This window comes from Streptomyces sp. 3211.6, assembly GCF_003634815.1.
GTDB lineage: Bacteria > Actinomycetota > Actinomycetes > Streptomycetales > Streptomycetaceae > Streptomyces > Streptomyces katrae_A.
Window position 1 is genome coordinate 2,536,521 of record NZ_RBXC01000001.1, and the last position, 18,143, is coordinate 2,554,663.

Sequence of the window (18,143 nt, forward strand, 5' to 3'; positions counted from 1 at the left end):
ACGCGACCGTAGGGGGCGGCCAGGAGTGTTGCAAGAGCTTGCGCAAGAGATTGCAGAATTGTTTCCGGACCTGCCTCCGCCCCCCGTGCCGGGTTCGCCTAGGTTGGGCGGCATGACTTCTGCGCTTCTCATCGGGTACGACCCGCACGCGATACCGGTACCGGACGTCGACCGGGCGGGCGTCCAGGCAGCCCTCGACGCGGAGTTGGTCCGCTTCGGCGAGCACGGCATCGACGCGGCGATGACAATGATCGTGTGGGACGAGTCGGCCGAGCCCACGCTCATCGCATCACTGACCGAACGGCCGTGGGACGTCGTGATCGTCGGCGGCGGCATCCGCAAGGCGGAGCAGCTGTTTCCCCTGTTCGAGCAGACCATCAACCTGATCCGCCGCCACGCCCCCCAGGCGGCGATCGCGTTCAACACCCACCCCGGCGACAGCGTCGAGGCGGCCCGGCGCTGGCTCTGACCGCGCCGGGCACGCGAACGGGGGGTGGCAGACGCGGACTGCGCGCCTGCCACCCCCCGCGGGGTGTGCGTTACTTGACGTTGACGGCCGTCCAGGCCGCCGCCACCTGCTGGTACTCGACGCCCGTCGAGCCGTACAGGTCGGCCGTCGCCTTCAAGGTCGCCGTGCGGGCGCCCGCGTAGTCGGTGGTCGAGGTCATGTAGGTCGACAGGGCCTTGTACCAGATCTTGTACGCCTTGGTCCGGCCGATGCCCGCGACGGTCGAGCCGTCGTAGGTGGGCGAGTTGTACGCCACGCCGTTGACCGTCTTCGCGCCGCTGCCCTCGGACAGCAGGTAGAAGAAGTGGTTCGCCACGCCCGACGAGTTGTGCACGTCGAGACGGCCCACCGTCCTGGACCAGTAGTCGGCGGAGGCGCCGTCCTTGCTCGGCTTGTCCATGTAGCGCAGCGGGCTGCCGTCGCCCCGGATGTCGATCTTCTCGCCGATGAGGTAGTCACCGGGGTCGGAGGCGTTGTTGGCGAAGAACTCCACCGACGTGCCGAAGATGTCGCTGGTGGCCTCGTTCAGACCGCCGGACTCACGGCTGTAGTTGAGCTTGGCGGTGGCGGCCGTGAGGCCGTGGCTCATCTCGTGACCCGCGACGTCCAGCGCGGTCAGCGGCTTCTGGTTGTTCTGGCCGTCGCCGTAGGTCATGCAGAAGCAGCTGTCGTCCCAGAAGGCGTTGACGTAGGCGTTGCCGTAGTGGACCCGGGAGTAGGCGGCCTTGCCGTCGCCGGCGATGCCGTTGCGGCCGAGCTCGCTCTTGTAGAAGTCCCAGGTGACGGCCGCGCCGTAGTGGGCGTCGACGGCGGCGGTCTGGCGGTTCGCCGGGGTGCCGTCGCCCCACGTGTCGTCGCTGTCGGTGAAGAGGGTGCCCGTGCCCGAGGTGCCGCCGTTGAGGTCGTAGGTCTTGTGGCCGCCGCGCGCCGTGTCGGTCAGGCTGAACGCCGACCCGCTCGGCGCGGTGCCCAGGGTGACCGAGCCGGAGTACTCGCTGGTGCCGATGCCGGTGTCGATGGCCTCGTACGAGTAGAGCTCGGCGCCGGTGGCGGCGTCTGTGATGACGTGCCGCTCGCTGGGGGTGCCGTCGTGCTGGGTGCCCTTGACGACGGCCTCGTAGGCGAAGACCGGCTTGCCGGTCGCGGCCCACACGACCTGGCGCGCCCCTGCGGGCGCCCGCAGGGCGGAACGGGCCCCGGCCGGGGCTATCTTCGCCTCGACCGCCTTGTCGGTCTTGCGGCTGCCGTCCTTCTTCTGGTGGACGACCAGGTCGCCGCCGAGGACGGGCAGGCCCTGGTAGGTGCGCTCGTAGCGGGTGTGGACGGTGCCGTCCGCGTCCTTGACGACGTCACGGGCCACAAGGGCCTCGTCGCCGGCCAGGCCGATGGCACGCGCGGTGGCGGCGGCGGAGTTCTGCGCCTCGCCGATCGCCTGGGCGCGGGCCCCGGCCGACAGGGTGAGGGCGGTGGCACCCGCCTCACGCTCGGCGGAGGCGCTGGCGGAACCGGTCTGAACGGCGATGGCGACCATGGCCGCCGAGGCGACGATCGCGGCGGCACGCAGCGTGCGGGAAGAGGACATGGGGAAAGGTCACTCCTTGGTAGCCGTGGGGGGACTGGCTGAGAGAGTGCCAGGCAAATGGCCGAAGTGACAGGTACGCAACAAGGATTTGACCTGCCGTTGTCCGTTGACCGAAGCACAAGCACCGCTCAACGAACGAAAACCCCCCATTCCGCTTCCCCCGCAACGGAGTTGCCTCCAGCCCGGGCCGGCTCCCCCGACCTTCAGATCACCGGCGGCGCCCCAGCCGGGTCATCCTCCACACCGTCCGCCATCGGATCGGGCGCCGTGGGAGCGCCCTCGCCTTCCCGCTCCGGCGCGTGCCTACACGTTGGCGATGGCGAGCATGTGGGAGCTCGCGGCAAGGAGGTCGGGGTGGGGTTCCGCGAGCCGGGCCGCCGTCAGTGCCGCCTCGAACATCGGGGTGTCGATGAGGCTGTCCTTGCAGTGCTGCTCCGTGGCCTTCAAGGCAGCCCACACGGGGCCTTCGATTCCGTACACGACCGGATCCGTCAGACCTGCCTCCCGCAACTCCGCCGCCAGGTTCTCGCCCGTGTGGAAGTAGGAGCTGGTGAAGCCTTTGCGGCCGGGTGCGTGGATGCCGGTGACCATGATGTCGGCGACGGCGTCGCGTACGCGGTCGATGGTGAGCATGGTCGTGGCGACGTGCTCGAACAGTGACGCGTACCGTCCGATCGCCGCCGCTGCGATGAGACCGCCGGGGCGTACGACCCGGGCCGCCTCGCGCAGGGCCCGGATGCGGTCGTCATGGTCGAGGAGGTGGTAGAGCGGCCCCAGTACCAGCGCGACGTCGTAGGAGTCGTCCTCGGCGTCCAGCGCGCGGGCGTCACCGATCCGGGCCGTGAAACCGGCGGCCGTGGCTTCTTCGACATGGCGCGGTACGGGGTCGACGAGGTCAACGTCGTAGCCGTCCTTCAGCAGCCATCGTGCGTGAGCCCCGGGGCCGGCGCCGATGTCGATGATTCGGGCGGGCGCAGCGGGCAGATGGCGCCTCAGAAGCTCTTGGGTGCGGACCATTTCCAGGACGCCGTCGGCGCTGCTGCTCAGCCGTTCGGACTCACTGATGGTCTCGCTGTAGAAGGCGATGATCTCGGGACCTACGGAAGGTGCGGTCATGCCGATGATTTTGGACCCTGGCGGGGGCAGCCGGTACCCCCCTAGCCTGACCGGTCAACCGGTCAACTCTTTTGTCGAGGAACGCACATGCCGATTCTGAAGTACGAACAGATCGCGGAGAGCCTGCGCCGCCGGATCGCCGACGGCGAATTCGGGCCCGGCGCCCTGCTGCCGTCCAGCCGGGACCTGTGCGAACAGTGGGCCGTCTCGCGAGCCACCGCCGTCAAGGCCATGGACGTCCTGCGGGCCGACGGTCTCGTGGTGCCGCACCAGGGGCGCGGATTCTCGGTGGCGGAAACCCCCGTGGCGCGGCCGGCGGGCAACCGGGGTGCGGGAACCAGCCGGATCCAGGGAGGCATGCCGTTCAGGCGGATCGGTGCGCCGGAGATGCTGGTGCCGCCTTCGCATATCGCCGACGCGCTCGGCCTGGAATCCGGCGCACGGGCCCTGCACCGCGCCCGGCTGACGCTGATCGACGACAACCACCCCCACTCGTACACCGCAGCCTGGTTCCCGCCGGACATCGCGGAGGCGTGCCCGCGTCTGCACCAGGGCGGCCCGATCGCGGAGGGGACCACGCACTACGTCCGCCGCACCACTGGGCGCGGCCCCGTACAGGGCTTGGACGTCACCACGGTCCGGCTGGCCACCAGCAGTGAGGCCGAACACCTCCAGGTGAAACGGCCCTGCGCGGTGGCCGTCGTTCTGCACACCGCCTATGACCAGGACGGGAAGCAACTGGTCTGCGAGGAGGGTGTTACGCCATCCGGGTTGTGGGAGCGCACCGACAACTACACGATGGGCCAAGGGGATTGACTGGACCGGTGGACCGGTCCAGTCTGGTGCGCACGGCGGGACGCACACAGCGTGAGCGCCCCGTCACCTTCCCGGGTCTCAGCCGCTGCACAAGCTGACCCGGGCTCCCTCGCGCAACGGTCCGCGGGTCCTCACCCTCATGCCGCCCCCGCGGCCCGATGCGTTCCCCTCTCGGAGAGGAGCACCACCGTGAGCACCTCCGAACTCCCGCGCCGCAAGCCCGGAGCCAGCGGACGCGCCGTCGCCATACAGGAACCGTCCCCCGGGGCGCCGAGCCGGGCGCTGCGCGTCCGCGCGGCCGGCGGCTGGGAGAAGTTCATGCGCCGCGCCGACTTTCTCGAAGGCGGTGACCGTGTCCCGTCCCGGCCGTGACCGCCAGCGCCAGACGATCCCCGGCTGGGTCACCGAGGGGACCGCCATCACCGATCCCCTCGAAGGCCGTAACGGCATCGTGCAGTGGATCGGCGAGTGGGAGGATCCCCAGACCCGCGTCGTCATGGCCAACGCGGTGTTCGTCCGCCCTCCCGGCGGCGGCAGGGAGTGGGTGGTCAAGGACCCCTCCAGCCTCGAACGGGCCTGACCCCGCAGACTGCCGCGCCGCCTCACGCCATCCGAAGGGACCGCCTCTCCCGCGCCTGGTCCGCCCGCCACTCGGCCCCCGACCACCGCGAGGTCGTCGGCGCGCTGCTACCCGGCCTGATCCGGGACGCGCAGGCCTCCGTCCGCGAGGCCGAAACGGTCGCCGACCGCAAAGCGGCACAAGCCCGCCTGGCGGAGACCTACTTCCTCGCGCAGTTCTTCTGCGCCTACCAGCCCGACGCCCCCCTGGTCTGGCGGGTCGCCGAACGCGGCATGACAGCGGCCCAGGACTCGGAGGACCCGCACGCCATCGGCCTGGCGGCCTGGCTCACCACCCAGGCCCACCGCGACAGTGCCCACTACGAGGCCGCCGACGCCGTCACCCTCGAAACCCTCCGCTACCTGACCCCGCTCCTCCCCGACGCCACCGCAGACGTACGGGCCGTGGCAGGCGCACTCACCGCCGAAGCCGGCCTGACGGCGGCCCGGCGCGGCGAAACCGGGACCGCCTGGCACCACTGGGAGCAGGCCCGCCTCCTGACGGAAACCCTTCCCCCCGCCTACTTCCACCCGGTCACGAGCTTCTCCCGGGCGGTCATCGGCGCCCACGCCGTCACCGTGGCCGTGGAACTCCACGCGGGCGGCGAATCAGTCCGCCAGTCCGCCCGCGCCGAGGCCGAGACGATCCCCTCCCGCCCCCGACGGGCCCGTCACCGCATCGAACAGGCCCGCGCCTACCACCTGGACGCCCAGCCCGACGTAGCCCTGGCCACGCTCGCCCAGGCCCACGAAACAGCCCCCGACACCGTCCGCTACAACGGCTACGCCCGCAGGATCATCCTGGAAGAAACAGAAGCCAAATCCCCCTCCCGCCGCCGCCGAGCCTCCGACCTGGCAGCCCACCTGGGCCTCCTCACTGCCTGAGCAGGCACCGGCCCGAAGGGCCCGTGGCCTCCGGATAGTGTTTCCGGTGTCGAGTCAGAACGGAGCACCAGCATGCACGCTCTCCCGCACGACCACACCGGCGCACGCATCAAGCGCCTCCGCCTGCAGCACGGCCTCACCCAGAAGGCGCTCTCCGATCTCTCCCAAGTCCCGTACTCCACCCTGACGAAGGCGGAGCAGGGCGTGAAGCCGGCGTCGCCGTACGTCATCGCCCAGGTCGCCCGGGCCCTCCGTGTCGACGTCGCCACGGTCCTCGGCCAGCCGTACGCCGCCGAACTCCGCGAGGACCAATTGGACGTCCTCGTACAGCCGATCCGCGAAGCCCTGGACGTGTACGACCTCGGCGCCGACCCCGAGATCACCCCGCGCCCTCATCAACTCCTCTCCGACGACGCCGAATCGCTCCTCATCGCCGTCCGGGCGGGAGAGATCAAGCGGGCGGCCGCCGCCGTTCCCGGCCTCATCCTGGAGGCCACCACCTCCGCACACGCGGCACCCGGCCACGAACGCTGGCTCCTGCTGGCCAGCACCTACCGGACCGCCTACGACGTCGCCACCAAACTGGGCTACGGCGACCTGGCGACCATCGCTCTGGCCCGCATGGACTGGGCCGCCGAACGAGCCTCCAGCGCCGCCCTCGGCGGCATCTACCGGTACATGCGCGCCCTCACCTACCTCCGCGACGGCCAATACCGCACCGGCCAGCGCCTCACCGCCCTGGGCCTGAGCCTTCTGGAGCAGGCCGACCCGGGCCAGGAGCGTGAGGTAGTGACGGGCCAACTGCACCTCGGCGCGTCGGTCATGGCCGGCCGCTCCAAGGACAGGGCGACCGCCGAGGTCCACCTGTCCGAGGCCGAGCGGATCGCCACGCGCACCGGCGAAGCACCCACCATGCACTACCTGTCCTTCGGCCCCACCAACGTGAAGGTCCATCGGGTGAGCGTCCTGGCCGAGCTGGACGAGTACGGCGACGCCGCACGAACCGGTCGCTCCCTCCAGATCCCACAGGACTGGCCAAAGTCAAGAAAGGCCCACCATTACGCCGAGCTCGCGCGAGCACACCTCTGGACCGGCGATCTGGACGCCTCGTTCGACAACCTGCTCCGCGCCCGGAAGGCCGCCCCGCAGCAGGCGCGCTACCACCAGACGGTGAGAGACACCTACACCGGCCTGGAGGCCGCTCGCCGCCAGCTGCCCGACAGCTTCCTCTCCTACGGCACCTGGCTGGGTGTCTAGCAGCACCCTGTAAGGCCCTGGCCCCGACTATCACCAGCGCGTGTCAGTCGGGGCCTTCTCACACCCCCACTCTGGTCACCTCATCCGCTGACAACGGCAGGGAGTGGCCCATGACCAGCCACATCACACACAGCTGCGCCCGCAAGGCGCCTAGGCCGTGTTTTAGAAATGGGCTTGTCGCTCGCCCTGCGCCGTGATGATCGTGGTGTGGGGCGAGGGGATCTTTCTGATGGTCAGTGGGCCGTGCTGGAACCACTGCTGCCGGTCGCGGTGTTGGGGCGGCCGCCGTTGGGCCGGCGGAGGCTGATCGACGGGATTCGGTGGCGGGTGCGGACTGGTGCTCCGTGGAGGGATCTCCCGTCGGAGTACGGGCCGTGGCAGACGGTCTATGGGCTCTTCCGCCGCTGGCAGCGTGACGGCACCTGGCCTGCACTGCTGACCAGGCTGCAAGCCCGCGCGGATGAGGCAGGGCTGATCACGTGGGAGGTCAACGTCGACTCCACGATCTGCCGGGCCCATCAGCACGCCGCGGGTGCCCGCCGCGACGGACAGGCCCAGAAGGAACCGCCCGGCGGGACCCGCGCCGAGCCGGAAGACCACGGACTGGGTCGGTCCCGGGGCGGTTTCACCACGAAGATCCATCTAGCCTGCGAGCAAGGTCAACGGCCGCTGTCGTTGCTGGTCACCGCAGGTCAGCGTGGTGACAGCCCTCAGTTCGCCGCCGTGCTGGAAGGCATCCGGGTTCCCCGCACCGGACCGGGCCGTCCTCGTGTCCGCCCGCTGCGGGTGCGGGGCGACAAGGCGTATTCCTCCCGCGCCAACCGGGCCTACCTGCGAAAACGGGGAATCCGCTGTACCATCCCAGAGCCCGCCGACCAGGTCGCGAACCGCAAGCGGCGGGGGAAGGCCGGCGGGCGGCCTCCGGCCTTCGACCGTGAGGACTACAAGGCTCGGCACGCGGTCGAGTGTGGGATCAATCGGCTCAAGCGCAACCGGGCGGTGGCCACCCGGTTCGACAAGCTCGCGGTCCGCTTCGAGGCAACCGTCCTGATCGCCGCCATCGGTGAATGGCTGTGACTGGCCTGGGCCGTCGGTCCGCATGCCATGCTGACCGCGGCCAGGGCGAACAACGCGAGGGAGAAGCAGCGATGGGGGCCCAGTACTACGGCGCCGACAGCGAGAACGGCGACCGCATCGACGACCCCTCTGAGGACGCGCTGTTCATGATGGTCAGCGACCTCAACGACTCCGACAACACCTTCGTGGTCGTCCAGCCCGACGAGGACGACCCCGTCTGGTTCGCCTCCGTGGCCGTCCTGGACGAAGGCGGCTACGAGTTCGTCCGCCGCGATACCACCCGCAACGAGCACGAGGTCACCACAGCGACCAGCATCAACGACATCGCCCGCGACCTCACCGTCTGAATGGCCGCCCGCGACTTCCCCGGACGGCCAACCAGGCAGGTCGGCGAGTTCTAAAACACGGCCTAGTTCCGAAACCTCAGACAATCCCTCGACCCGTGTGACGGTCATAGACACCCCCGGCACCGACCTGCTCACCCGCGCCCGCACCGGCTGGCAGCGCTTCCTCGACACCTTCGAGGAGCCACCCCATGAGTAACCAGTACGAGTACGTCCCCCACCGCCTCCTGCGCCGCCGCGTCCGCGACATCGCTTCCGGCGTCGAAGGGGAGCTGATGGCCGTGATCAACGAGAACGTCTCGGACTCGGACACCTACGAGCACTGGATGGAACTGGCGTACATCCGGAACGCCTCCGGCCGCGAATTCACGACCGCCGTCGCCAACGTCCAGCCCGCCTATGAACAACCCCAGACGGCCGACAGCCGCCGAAACGAGCGGAGCGCGTAGCGATCTGTCCGCCTGGGGGCTCCGCACAGGCCGATGTGTTCGTCATTTGCCGCAGGTACCAGCCCCAGACGACCGCCGGACGCCGAGACGGGAGAAGCGCGTAGCGATCTGTCGCGGGCGGCGGCGCCGCTTGCCGCTGATGTCGACCCGGATGCCAGGCGAGGCGGCCCCCGACCTACCCGCCTCATCGCTGAGGGAGCCGGATGGTCAAGGTAGGACCGTGCCGTCCTTTTGGGGGTTTCCCGGCAGTCCTTGTCTTTCCGGGGCGGGCTGTTCTGTCAAGGGTCGCCGCAGGCGATCGCGAAGCGACGCGACGAAGGAGCGCCCTTGACAGGGCGGCCCGGACCGGAAGGACAGTGGGACTGACGGGAAACCCCCAAGGCATCTCTGAGACCGCCGGGCCGGAACCCGGCCCCCCACCCCACCGCCCCGCACCCGGGGAGGCGGGTGGGCAAGCACCGCTCGGCCCCAGCCCCTCGAGGGGGAGATAGCGCGCCCGCACCGCGAGGCCCCGTAACCGCGGGCCCGCACCGCGAGGCCCGGTATCCGCGGGCCCGCACCCCCAGGCCCCCCTACCCCGGCCCCGTCGACCCCCGGACCACCAGCTCCGGCTGGAACACGTACTCCGTCCGCTGGACCGGTGTCCCCGCCACCGCCTCCAGCAGCGCCCCCACCGCCGCCGTGGCCATCGCGCGCACCGGCTGGCGGACCGTCGTCAGCGGCGGGTCCGTGAAGGCGATCAGCGGGGAGTCGTCGAAGCCGACCACCGAGACGTCCTCCGGGACCCGCAGCCCACGTTCCCGGGCGGCCCGTATGACGCCCAGCGCCATCATGTCGCTCGCGCACACCACCCCCGTGCAGCCCCGCTCCAGCAGGGCGATGCCCGCCGCGTGGCCCCCCTCGACGGTGAACAGGGTGCGCTGGACCAGCCCCTCCTCCTCGGCCCCCGGCCTCGCCGCCAGGAAGCCCTGCTCCTTGCGGGCCGACGGCACGTACCGCGTCGGCCCGATGGCCAGCCCGATCCTGCGGTGCCCCAGCTCCTCCAGGTGCCGCACGGCCATGTCCGCCGCCGCCCGGTCGTCCGGAGAGACGAACGGCGCCTGCACGTGCTCGTTGAAGCCGTTCACCATCACGAACGGAACCCCGCGCGCCGCCAGCCGCTGGTACCGCGCCGGATCCGCCGTCGCATCCGCGTGCAGACCGGACAGGAAGACGATGCCGGTGACCCCCCGCTCCTCCAGCTGCTCGACGAGCTCGTCCTCGGTCGCCCCGCCCGGCGTCTGCGTGCACAGCACGGGCGTGTACCCGTGCCCGGCCAGCGCCTGCTCGATGACCTGCGCGAACGCCGGAAAAATCGGGTTGGTCAGCTCCGGGATCAGCAGCCCCACCAGCCCGTTGCTCCGCCGCTTGAGCCGCACCGGCCGCTCGTAGCCCAGCAGGTCCATGGCGGCCAGCACCCGGTGCCGGGTGCCGGCCGCCACGCCCGCCTTGCCGTTGAGCACACGGCTGACGGTCGCCTCGCTGACCTGGGCCTGCGAGGCGATGTCCGTCAGCCGCAACGGGGAACTCACCCCTGCCACCACACAGCGGTGTCAGCGGGAAGGACGTCGGGGTCGCCAACGGCACCGCTCGCGAGCAGAACAGCACCCGCCGCCGGTATCCGCACGTCCTCCCCCGTCGTATTGACGGTGCACACGAACGCCCCACGCCGGAAGGCCAGCACGCCCTCGGGCGCCTCCAGCCACTCCACCGCGTCCCCGGCCCCCAGATCCGCATGCTCCCGCCGGATCCGCAGCGCCGCACGGTAGAGCTCCAGCGTCGACCCCGCGTCCCCGGTCTGCGCCTCCACGCTCAGCCCGGCCCACTCCGCGGGCTGCGGCAGCCAGCTGCCCCCCGCCCCGAACCCGTACGGGGCGGTGTCCCCCGACCACGGGATCGGCACCCGGCAGCCGTCGCGCAGCCCGTCCTGGCCGTTCGCCTTGAAGAACGAGGGGTCCTGGCGCACCTCGTCCGGCAGGTCGACGACCTCCGGCAGCCCCAGCTCCTCCCCCTGGTACACGTACGCCGACCCGGGCAGCGCCAGCATCAGCAGTGCGGCCGCCCGCGCCCGCGCCAGGCTCCCGAACCGCGTCCGGTGGCGGACCACGTCGTGGTTGGACAGCACCCAGGTGGTGGGCGCGCCCACGGGCCGCATGGCGTCCAGCGACTCGTCCACGGCGGCCCGCAACGCAGCCGCGTCCCAACCGGTCGTCAGATAGTGGAAGTTGAACGCCTGGTGCAGCTCGTCCCGCCGCACGTACAAAGCAGTACGGGCCACACTCGGCGCCCACGCCTCGGCGACGCCGATCCGCTCGCCGGCGTACTCGTCCAGCACCTTCCGCCAGGACCGGTAGATCTCGTGGACCCCGTCCTGGTCGAAGAAGGGCAGCACCTGGTTGCCCAGCAGCTTCAGCTGCTCGTCACGCCCCAGGTCGGGCAGCCCGGCCGCCTTCACCAGCCCATGCGCGACATCGATCCGGAACCCGTCCACCCCCAGGTCCAGCCAGAACCGCAGCACGGACCGGAACTCGTCCTGCACGGCCGGGTGTTCCCAGTTGAAGTCGGGCTGCTCGGGAGCGAACAGATGGAGGTACCACTCCCCGTCCTCGACCCGCGTCCACGCGGGGCCGCCGAAGATCGACTCCCAGTCGTTCGGCGGCTCCTCTCCCGCCTCGCCCTTCCCCGGGCGGAAGTGGAAGCGCTCGCGCAGCGGGGTCCCCGGACCTTCCCGCAGCGCCTGCTTGAACCATTCGTGCTGGTCGGAGCAGTGGTTGGGAACGAGGTCCACGATGATCCGCAGGTCCAGCGCGTGCGCTTCGCGGATGACGGCGTCGGCGTCGTGCAGGGTGCCGAACATGGGGTCGATGGCCCGGTAGTCGGCGACGTCGTAGCCGGCGTCGGCCTGCGGGGAGGCGTAGAAGGGGCTCAGCCAGACGGCGTCGACGCCCAGCTCCTTGAGGTAGGGCAGTCTGCCGCGGATGCCCTCGAGGTCCCCCATGCCGTCCCCGTTGGAGTCGGCGAAGCTGCGCGGATAGACCTGGTAGATCACCGCGTCTCTCCACCAGCCGGACCGGGTCCCGGTCGGGGTGGGGAGGGCGTCGGCGAGGTGCTGGGTCATGGTGTCCTTGGAGAGGTCGGGCCGGTGGAACACAGGAACGGGCGCCGGGTGGTCACCCCTTGGTGGCGCCCGCCGTCATGCCGGCGACGAGGTGACGCTGGGCGAACAGGAAGAAGACGGCCGCGGGGATGGCGATGAGGACGGAAGCCGCGCTCATCGCACCCCAGTTGGAGGTGTACTGGGTGACGAAGGTCTGCAGGCCGCCCGCGAGGGTGAGGTTCTCCTCGCCGACCATGAAGGCCGACGCGTACGCGACCTCGCCCCACGCGGTGATGAAGGCGTAGAAGCCGGTGACGGCGAGGCCGGGCCTGGCGAGCGGGAGGATCAGGCGCCAGAAGGTGCCGAAGGGGTTGAGCCCGTCGACCCGGCCGGATTCGTCGATCTCGACCGGGATGGAGTCGAAGAAGCCCTTCATCATCCAGGCGCAGAAGGGCACGGCGATGGTGAGGTACGTGATGATCAGGCCGAGCGGCTGGTTGAGCAGCCCGAGGTCGCCCATCAGGTTGTAGAGCGGGACGATGAGGATGGCCATCGGGAACATCTGCGTGATGAGCAGGGTCCACATGAGCGGCTTCATGCCGGGGAACTTGAAGCGGCTGACGGCGTACCCGGTCGTGGCGGCGATGAACACGCCCAGAACCGTCGTGACTCCCGCGACCAGCACGGAGTTCCAGAACCAGCTCAGGAAGTGGCTGGACTCCAGCAGGTTCGCGTAGTTGTCGAACGTCGGTTCCTTCACGAAGTCCGTGCTGATGGCGTACTTCGCGGGCTTCAGCGAGGTCAGCAGGATCCAGAGCACCGGGAAGACGGCGATGACGGAGGCGACGAGGAGCGTGGCGTGCAGCCCGAAGGAGGCGAGCGGCGACCGCGCACCACGCGGCCGGACGGCCTTCGAACGGGACGCGGAGCCGGACTCCGCAACGGACTCGGAAGCGGACACGGTCACCACACCTCTCCCTGCTTGCGCAGCGAGCGCCGGTAGACCAGCGCGAAGATCATGAGCAGGCCGAGGATCAGCACGCCCCAGGTCGCGGAGCCGGCGAAGTCGCGCGGGCTGGCGACGAAGGCCTGGCGGAAGGCCTGGGTCACGAGGATCTCGGTGGAGTCGCCGGGGCCGCCCCGCGTGAGCAGGAAGATCACCGGGAACATGTTGAAGGTCCAGATGGTGGAGAGCAGGATCACCGTCATGCTGACCGCCCGCAGCCCGGGCAGCGTGATGTGCCGGAACCGCTGCCACGGTCCGGCGCCGTCCATCTCGGCGGCCTCGTACAGCTCCGCGGGGATCGACTGGAGCCCGCCGAGCAGGGCGACCATCATGAAGGGCACGCCGAGCCAGACGTTGACGGCGATGACGGCGACCTTGGCCCAGGTGGGGTCGTCCAGCCACGGCACGGCCGAGATCCCCCCACCGTCGAGGATCTTGTTGAGGATGCCGTTGTCCCGGTTGAAGAGGAACCGCCAGGCGAAGACGGAGACGAAGCCGGGCACGGCCCAGGGCAGGATGAGGGCCATCCGGTAGGCGGAGCGGCCGCGGAACTGCCGGTTGAGGATCGTGGCCAGGGTGAGGCCGAGGGCGAAGGTGACGGAGACGCAGGCGACGGTCCACACCACCGTCCACACCAGCCGCTGCCAGAAGACGGGGTCGCCGAGGACCGCGGCGTAGTTGTCGAACCCGACGAACTCGTACGTGGCCTCGATGTGGCGGACGCCGATCGTCCGGGCGACGTTGCGCTCGCTGGCGTTGGTCAGCGACAGGTACACGCCGCGGACGAGCGGCCAGCCGACGATGACGCCGAGGACGAGGACGACCGGGGCGACCATGGCCCAGGCGTACCAGTGCGTGGCGAGGGCCCGGCGGAAGCCGCCGCGGGGGCTCCCGGCGGCGGCCCCGGCGCTCTTGGCCGTGGTACGGCCGGGGCCGGGGCCCCGGCCGGCGAGGGTCGTCTCGCCGGCCGCGGCCCCGGTCACCGACCGGCTGGTGTCAGCAGCCATCGTCCGTACTACTTCCAGCCCTTGAGGATCTTGCGGAACTCGACGCCGGCCGCCTTGGCCGCGTCCTCGGGGCTCGACGCCCCGGTGACGGCCTTGGTGTACTCGACCTTCAGCGGCTCGAAGAGGGAGCCGTTCTCCGGGATCCAGGCGCGCTGGACGGACTGGTCGACGGCCGGCTTGAAGAACTGGACCATCTCGCTGTTCTTGACGTCCGGCTGCTCGTAGGCGGCGGTGCGCGTCGGCAGCAGGCTCAGCTCCTTGGCGGACTGGACCTGGACCTCCTGGGAGGTCATGTACTCGACGAAGGCGTGCGCGGCGGCGGTGTTCTTCGAGCCGGCGTAGACGGCGAGGTCGTGGCCGCCCTGCGGGGCGCCGGCCTTGACGGAGCCGGCCGGGACGGTGGCGACGCCGAGGTTGGACTTGTCCTTGAACTGCTCGCCGGCGTAGCTGTCCTCGACCGCCCAGGGGCCGTTGATCATCATGGCGACCTCCCCGGACTTGAAGGCGGTCTGCATGTTGGTCCAGCCGTCGGTGGCGTTGGTGACCGCCGCGCCGGAGGCGACCAGGTCGCGGGCGGCCTTGAAGGCCTTGACGCCGGCCGGGCCGTCGACGGTGACGGTCTTGTTCTTCGCGTCGACGAGGTCACCGCCCTCGCCGTAGATGAACGGCAGGAACCAGTAGGAGTCGTCGCCGCGCAGGTAGAGGCCGGTCTTGCCGGTCTTGGCCTTGATCGCGGCGGCCGCGGTCTTCAGCTCCTCCAGGGTCTTGGGGGGCTGGACGCCGGCGTCGGCGAGCATCTTCTTGTTGTAGAAGAGGCCGAGGGTGTCGATGACCTGCGGGACGGCGTAGGTCTTGCCGTCGAACTTGCCGCTGGCGGCGGCCTGCGGGAGGAACTCGGCGTCGACCTTCTTGACCTGGTCGGCGGGGACCTCGTCGAGGTAGCCGAGGGAGGCGAAGTCGGCGACCCAGCCGACGTCGGCGCGGATCACGTCGGGGGCGTCGGCGCCGCTGCTGAAGGCGTTCTTGACCTTGTTCTGGGCGTCGCCGTAGGGCACGTTGACGTACTTGACGGTCACCTTCGGGTGCTTCGCGGTGAAGCCTTCGGCGATCTTCTGGAAGCTCGCCTTCTCGGCCGCGTTCGAGGTGTCCCACCAGGTGACGGTGCCGGACAGCTCGCCGCCGGCGTTCGTCTCGCCACCGTCCTTGGTGTCACCGCCGCAAGCCGTCGCCGCGAGCGCCAGGGTCGCGACCAGCGCGGTGGCCGCTATGCCACGCCGCATATGAACTCCTTCGATGATCCCGGCCGCGCCCTCGCGGTCCCGAGTTGCAGGGAACGTAACAAGCCTGAAAGCCGACGGAAAGACCTTGCGGCAATTTTCTGCAAGCGGAGGGGATCGTTACATCCGTGTGTCCCGAAGGTTGCCGCAGCTTGCTGTTAGTTCGAGGCCGCTTCGATTGAGCAGGCCCGCAACCACGGGGCGCGTACGCGCGTTGACTGCGGTATGAAGCACGAGTTGACGGCCGTCCCGCTTGCAAGAGCTTCCAGCAATCCGTCCGCGAGCGGCGGCTGGTGGCGTGATGCCGTCATCTACCAGGTGTACGTCCGCTCCTTCGCCGACAGCGACGGCGACGGGATCGGCGACCTCCGCGGGGTGCGCGAGCGGCTGCCGCACCTGGCCCGGCTCGGGGTGGACGCCGTGTGGCTCACCCCCTTCTACGTCTCCCCGCAGGCGGACGGCGGCTACGACGTCGCCGACTACCGGGCGGTGGACCCGCTCTTCGGGGACCTCGCCGACGCCGACGACCTCGTACGGGCCGCGCACGCGCTGGGCCTGCGGGTGATCGTGGACGTGGTGCCGAACCACACCTCCGAGCGGCACCCCTGGTTCCAGGAGGCCCTCGCCGGCGTGCCGGGCGCCCGGGAGCGGTACCTGTTCCGGCCGGGGCGCGGGGTGGACGGCTCGCTGCCGCCGAACGACTGGGAGTCCGTCTTCGGCGGGCCCGCCTGGACCCGGGTCCCGGACGGGGACTGGTACCTGCACCTGTTCGCCCCCGAGCAGCCCGACCTCGACTGGGAGCACCCGGAAGTGGCGGAGGAGTTCGCCTCGGTCCTGCGGTTCTGGCTGGACCTCGGGGTGGACGGCTTCCGGGTGGACGTGGCCCACGGCATGGTCAAGGCCCCCGGCCTGCCGGACATCGGCCGGGGCGCGCAGGCCACGCTGATCGGCACCGAGCCGCTCCCCTTCTTCGACCAGGACGGGGTGCACGCCATCCACCGCTCCTGGCGGCGCCTGCTCGACTCGTACGGGGGCGGGCGGATCGGGGTCGCGGAGGCCTGGGCGCCGACCTCGGAGCGCCTCGCGCTGTACGTACGGCCCGACGAGCTGCACCAGGCCTTCAACTTCCGCTTCCTGAACTGCCCCTGGGACCCGGCGGCGATGCGGACGGTCATCGACGAGTCCCTGGCCGCGACCTCGGCGGTGGGGGCGCCGACGACGTGGGTGCTGTCCAACCACGACGTGGTACGCCATGTGACCCGGTACGGGGGCGGGGCGCAGGGGCTGGCCCGGGCGCGGGCGGCGGCGCTGCTGATGCTGGCGCTGCCGGGGTCGGCGTACGTCTACCAGGGCGAGGAGCTCGGCCTGCCGGAGGTCACCGACCTCCCGGCGGAGTCCCGCCGGGACCCGGCCTTCCGCCGCCGCACCACGACGGCCACGACGGCCACGACGGCCACGACACCCCCAACAGCCCCGGCAGCCGCAACCGCCGACGCCGACGCCGACGCCGACGGGCAGGACGGATTGCGGGACGGGTGCCGCGTGCCGCTCCCCTGGGCCGGCGACGAGGCCCCGTACGGGTTCGGGCCGGGCGGGAGCTGGCTGCCGCAGCCCGACGGGTGGGGCGGGCTCAGCGTCGCCGCGCAGACCGGCGACCCGCACTCCACGCTCGAGCTCTACCGCGCCGCCCTGGAGCTGCGCCGCGCGATGCCGGGCCTCGGCGCGGTCGAGGCGGGCCAGGGCGGACCGGACGACGAGTGGCCCGGGGCCGGTGCCGGGCCCGCCGTGTACGCCCGGGGCATGCGGTGGTGTCCGGCCCCCGAGGGCGTCCTCCTGTTCACCCGGCCCGGCTTCGCCTGCACCGTCAACACCCGTCCCACCTCCGTCGAACTGCCCTCGCCCGGCCGCCCCGTCCTGTCCAGCGCCCCCGTGGAGACCGACGGCCGCACGGTCCGTCTTCCCCCTGATTCCTGCACGTGGTGGGCTTTCTGAGCCGCCTACCGGTACAGTCCGGTCCCGTGACCGCACGGCTTGCCGACATCGCAGCCCAGGCGGGGGTCAGCGAAGCCACAGTCAGCCGCGTGCTCAACGGCAAGCCCGGTGTGGCCGCAGGCACCCGTGAATCCGTCCTGGCCGCGCTCGACGTGCTCGGCTACGAGCGGCCCGTACGGCTGCGGCAGCGCAGTGCCGGCCTGGTCGGCCTGATAACCCCCGAGCTGGACAACCCCATCTTCCCGGCGCTCGCGCAGGTCATCGGGCAGGCGCTGACCCGGCAGGGGTACACGCCCGTGCTGGCCACGCAGACGCCCGGCGGGTCCACGGAGGACGAGCTGACCGAGATGCTGGTGGACCGGGGCGTCTCCGGGATCATCTTCGTCTCCGGGCTGCACGCCGACACCACCGCCGACATGGGCCGCTACGAGCAGCTGCGCGGGCAGGGCGTCCCGTACGTCCTGATCAACGGCTTCTCCGACAAGGTGCGGGCGCCCTTCGTCTCCCCCGACGACCGGGCCGCGATGCACCTCGCGGTGACGCACCTGACGGCCCTCGGGCACAGCCGGATCGGCCTCGCGGTCGGCCCGAAGCGGTTCGTGCCGGTCCTGCGCAAGATCGAGGGCTTCCGGCTCGCCATGAAGGAACGCCTCGGGCTCGACGAGGCCGCGGCGGAGGAGCTGATCCAGCACTCCCTCTACACCCTGGAGGGTGGCCAGGCCGCCGCGGCGGCGCTCATCGGGCGGGGCTGCACGGCCGTCGTCTGTGCCAGCGACATGATGGCGCTGGGCGCGATCCGGGCCGCGCGCCAGCACGGGCTGCGGGTGCCGCAGGACGTCTCCGTCGTCGGCTTCGACGACTCCCCGCTCATAGCGTTCACGGATCCGCCGCTGACCACCATCCGCCAGCCCGTGCAGGCGATGGGGCAGGCGGCGGTGCGGACCCTGCTGGAGGAGATCGGCGGTACGCCGGCCCCGCACAGCGAGTTCGTGTTCCTGCCGGAGCTGGTGGTGCGCGGGTCGACGGCTTCCGGCCCCGGGCAGCGGCGCGGGGCAGGGTAGCGGACCTCCGGG

Annotated in this window: 18 protein-coding genes; 11 read left to right on the plus strand and 7 right to left on the minus strand. The window is 70.9% G+C overall.

Going from position 1 to position 18,143, the window contains the following annotated elements:
• The first annotated feature begins 112 nt into the window (after positions 1 to 112).
• Positions 113 to 469 carry a hypothetical protein gene (locus tag BX286_RS11750; protein ID WP_079426396.1) on the plus strand — a complete coding sequence of 119 codons (357 nt, stop codon included), beginning with the start codon at positions 113 to 115 and terminating at the stop codon, positions 467 to 469.
• Positions 470 to 539: 70 nt separating this feature from the next.
• Here BX286_RS11750 and BX286_RS11755 read toward each other — a convergent pair whose 3' ends face one another.
• Positions 540 to 2,090, minus strand: coding sequence for a M4 family metallopeptidase (locus tag BX286_RS11755; RefSeq protein ID WP_121014944.1), 1,551 nt, complete (start codon positions 2,088 to 2,090; stop codon positions 540 to 542).
• Between the two features lie 303 nt (positions 2,091 to 2,393).
• Positions 2,394 to 3,206, minus strand: coding sequence for a class I SAM-dependent methyltransferase (locus tag BX286_RS11760; protein WP_079426400.1), 813 nt, complete (start codon positions 3,204 to 3,206; stop codon positions 2,394 to 2,396).
• Positions 3,207 to 3,293: 87 nt separating this feature from the next.
• Here BX286_RS11760 and BX286_RS11765 point away from each other — a divergent pair, with 87 nt between their 5' ends.
• The 8 genes from BX286_RS11765 to BX286_RS11800 all read left to right on the plus strand — a co-directional run bounded on the left by BX286_RS11765 (position 3,294) and on the right by BX286_RS11800 (position 8,652).
• Positions 3,294 to 4,022, plus strand: a complete 729-nt coding sequence (locus BX286_RS11765) for a GntR family transcriptional regulator (RefSeq protein WP_079426402.1) — start codon at positions 3,294 to 3,296, stop codon at positions 4,020 to 4,022.
• Positions 4,023 to 4,211: 189 nt separating this feature from the next.
• Positions 4,212 to 4,394: a hypothetical protein gene (locus tag BX286_RS11770; protein WP_079426404.1), complete on the plus strand. Its 183-nt coding sequence runs from the start codon at positions 4,212 to 4,214 to the stop codon at positions 4,392 to 4,394.
• Positions 4,375 to 4,602: a hypothetical protein gene (locus BX286_RS11775; protein WP_079431684.1), complete on the plus strand. Its 228-nt coding sequence runs from the start codon at positions 4,375 to 4,377 to the stop codon at positions 4,600 to 4,602. The genes BX286_RS11770 and BX286_RS11775 overlap by 20 nt, the downstream gene beginning before the upstream one ends.
• On the plus strand, positions 4,563 to 5,525 hold the full coding sequence (locus BX286_RS11780; protein ID WP_187344121.1) for an XRE family transcriptional regulator: 963 nt from the start codon (positions 4,563 to 4,565) through the stop codon (positions 5,523 to 5,525). Before BX286_RS11775 ends, BX286_RS11780 begins: the two co-directional genes overlap by 40 nt.
• A 72-nt stretch (positions 5,526 to 5,597) precedes the next feature.
• Positions 5,598 to 6,782: a helix-turn-helix domain-containing protein gene (locus tag BX286_RS11785; RefSeq protein WP_079426406.1), complete on the plus strand. Its 1,185-nt coding sequence runs from the start codon at positions 5,598 to 5,600 to the stop codon at positions 6,780 to 6,782.
• Positions 6,783 to 6,950: 168 nt separating this feature from the next.
• A complete protein-coding gene (locus BX286_RS11790; RefSeq protein ID WP_398897937.1) occupies positions 6,951 to 7,859 on the plus strand; it encodes an IS5 family transposase in 909 nt (302 codons plus the stop codon).
• Between the two features lie 71 nt (positions 7,860 to 7,930).
• Complete coding sequence (locus BX286_RS11795) at positions 7,931 to 8,206, plus strand: hypothetical protein (RefSeq protein WP_121014619.1); 276 nt, start codon at positions 7,931 to 7,933, stop codon at positions 8,204 to 8,206.
• 188 nt (positions 8,207 to 8,394) lie between these two features.
• Entirely contained in the window at positions 8,395 to 8,652 is a 258-nt protein-coding gene (locus BX286_RS11800) for a hypothetical protein (RefSeq protein ID WP_079426408.1), read from the plus strand.
• 572 nt (positions 8,653 to 9,224) lie between these two features.
• On the opposite strand, the gene BX286_RS11805 is transcribed toward BX286_RS11800, so the two are convergent.
• Genes BX286_RS11805 through BX286_RS11825 form a run of 5 tightly spaced genes read right to left on the minus strand, consistent with a single transcriptional unit; the run spans position 9,225 to position 15,081 of the window.
• Positions 9,225 to 10,232 carry a LacI family DNA-binding transcriptional regulator gene (locus tag BX286_RS11805; RefSeq protein WP_237292792.1) on the minus strand — a complete coding sequence of 336 codons (1,008 nt, stop codon included), beginning with the start codon at positions 10,230 to 10,232 and terminating at the stop codon, positions 9,225 to 9,227.
• Complete coding sequence (locus tag BX286_RS11810) at positions 10,220 to 11,809, minus strand: glycoside hydrolase family 13 protein (protein WP_079431685.1); 1,590 nt, start codon at positions 11,807 to 11,809, stop codon at positions 10,220 to 10,222. The genes BX286_RS11805 and BX286_RS11810 overlap by 13 nt, the downstream gene beginning before the upstream one ends.
• A 52-nt stretch (positions 11,810 to 11,861) precedes the next feature.
• Positions 11,862 to 12,749, minus strand: a complete 888-nt coding sequence (locus BX286_RS11815) for a sugar ABC transporter permease (protein WP_398898410.1) — start codon at positions 12,747 to 12,749, stop codon at positions 11,862 to 11,864.
• A gap of 2 nt (positions 12,750 to 12,751) precedes the next feature.
• Positions 12,752 to 13,801, minus strand: coding sequence for a carbohydrate ABC transporter permease (locus BX286_RS11820; protein ID WP_079426414.1), 1,050 nt, complete (start codon positions 13,799 to 13,801; stop codon positions 12,752 to 12,754).
• Between the two features lie 8 nt (positions 13,802 to 13,809).
• Entirely contained in the window at positions 13,810 to 15,081 is a 1,272-nt protein-coding gene (locus BX286_RS11825; RefSeq protein ID WP_079426416.1) for an extracellular solute-binding protein, read from the minus strand.
• A gap of 222 nt (positions 15,082 to 15,303) precedes the next feature.
• Between BX286_RS11825 and BX286_RS11830 the strand changes: the two genes are divergently transcribed.
• Together BX286_RS11830 and BX286_RS11835 are read left to right on the plus strand one after the other, a co-directional pair.
• Entirely contained in the window at positions 15,304 to 17,070 is a 1,767-nt protein-coding gene (locus tag BX286_RS11830) for a glycoside hydrolase family 13 protein (RefSeq protein ID WP_121014945.1), read from the plus strand.
• A 26-nt stretch (positions 17,071 to 17,096) separates the two neighbouring features.
• Positions 17,097 to 18,131: a LacI family DNA-binding transcriptional regulator gene (locus BX286_RS11835; protein ID WP_121014946.1), complete on the plus strand. Its 1,035-nt coding sequence runs from the start codon at positions 17,097 to 17,099 to the stop codon at positions 18,129 to 18,131.
• Positions 18,132 to 18,143: the final 12 nt, after the last annotated feature.

Coding starts and splice junctions, on each gene's coding strand:
- BX286_RS11760 (WP_079426400.1), bottom strand. CDS start 3,206: ATGACCGCACCTTCCGTAGGTCCCGAGATCATCGCCTTCTACAGCGAG.
- BX286_RS11755 (WP_121014944.1), bottom strand. CDS start 2,090: ATGTCCTCTTCCCGCACGCTGCGTGCCGCCGCGATCGTCGCCTCGGCG.
- BX286_RS11810 (WP_079431685.1), bottom strand. CDS start 11,809: ATGACCCAGCACCTCGCCGACGCCCTCCCCACCCCGACCGGGACCCGG.
- BX286_RS11765 (WP_079426402.1), top strand. CDS start 3,294: ATGCCGATTCTGAAGTACGAACAGATCGCGGAGAGCCTGCGCCGCCGG.
- BX286_RS11790 (WP_398897937.1), top strand. CDS start 6,951: ATGGGCTTGTCGCTCGCCCTGCGCCGTGATGATCGTGGTGTGGGGCGA.
- BX286_RS11800 (WP_079426408.1), top strand. CDS start 8,395: ATGAGTAACCAGTACGAGTACGTCCCCCACCGCCTCCTGCGCCGCCGC.
- BX286_RS11830 (WP_121014945.1), top strand. CDS start 15,304: ATGAAGCACGAGTTGACGGCCGTCCCGCTTGCAAGAGCTTCCAGCAAT.
- BX286_RS11825 (WP_079426416.1), bottom strand. CDS start 15,081: ATGCGGCGTGGCATAGCGGCCACCGCGCTGGTCGCGACCCTGGCGCTC.
- BX286_RS11785 (WP_079426406.1), top strand. CDS start 5,598: ATGCACGCTCTCCCGCACGACCACACCGGCGCACGCATCAAGCGCCTC.
- BX286_RS11795 (WP_121014619.1), top strand. CDS start 7,931: ATGGGGGCCCAGTACTACGGCGCCGACAGCGAGAACGGCGACCGCATC.
- BX286_RS11750 (WP_079426396.1), top strand. CDS start 113: ATGACTTCTGCGCTTCTCATCGGGTACGACCCGCACGCGATACCGGTA.
- BX286_RS11820 (WP_079426414.1), bottom strand. CDS start 13,801: ATGGCTGCTGACACCAGCCGGTCGGTGACCGGGGCCGCGGCCGGCGAG.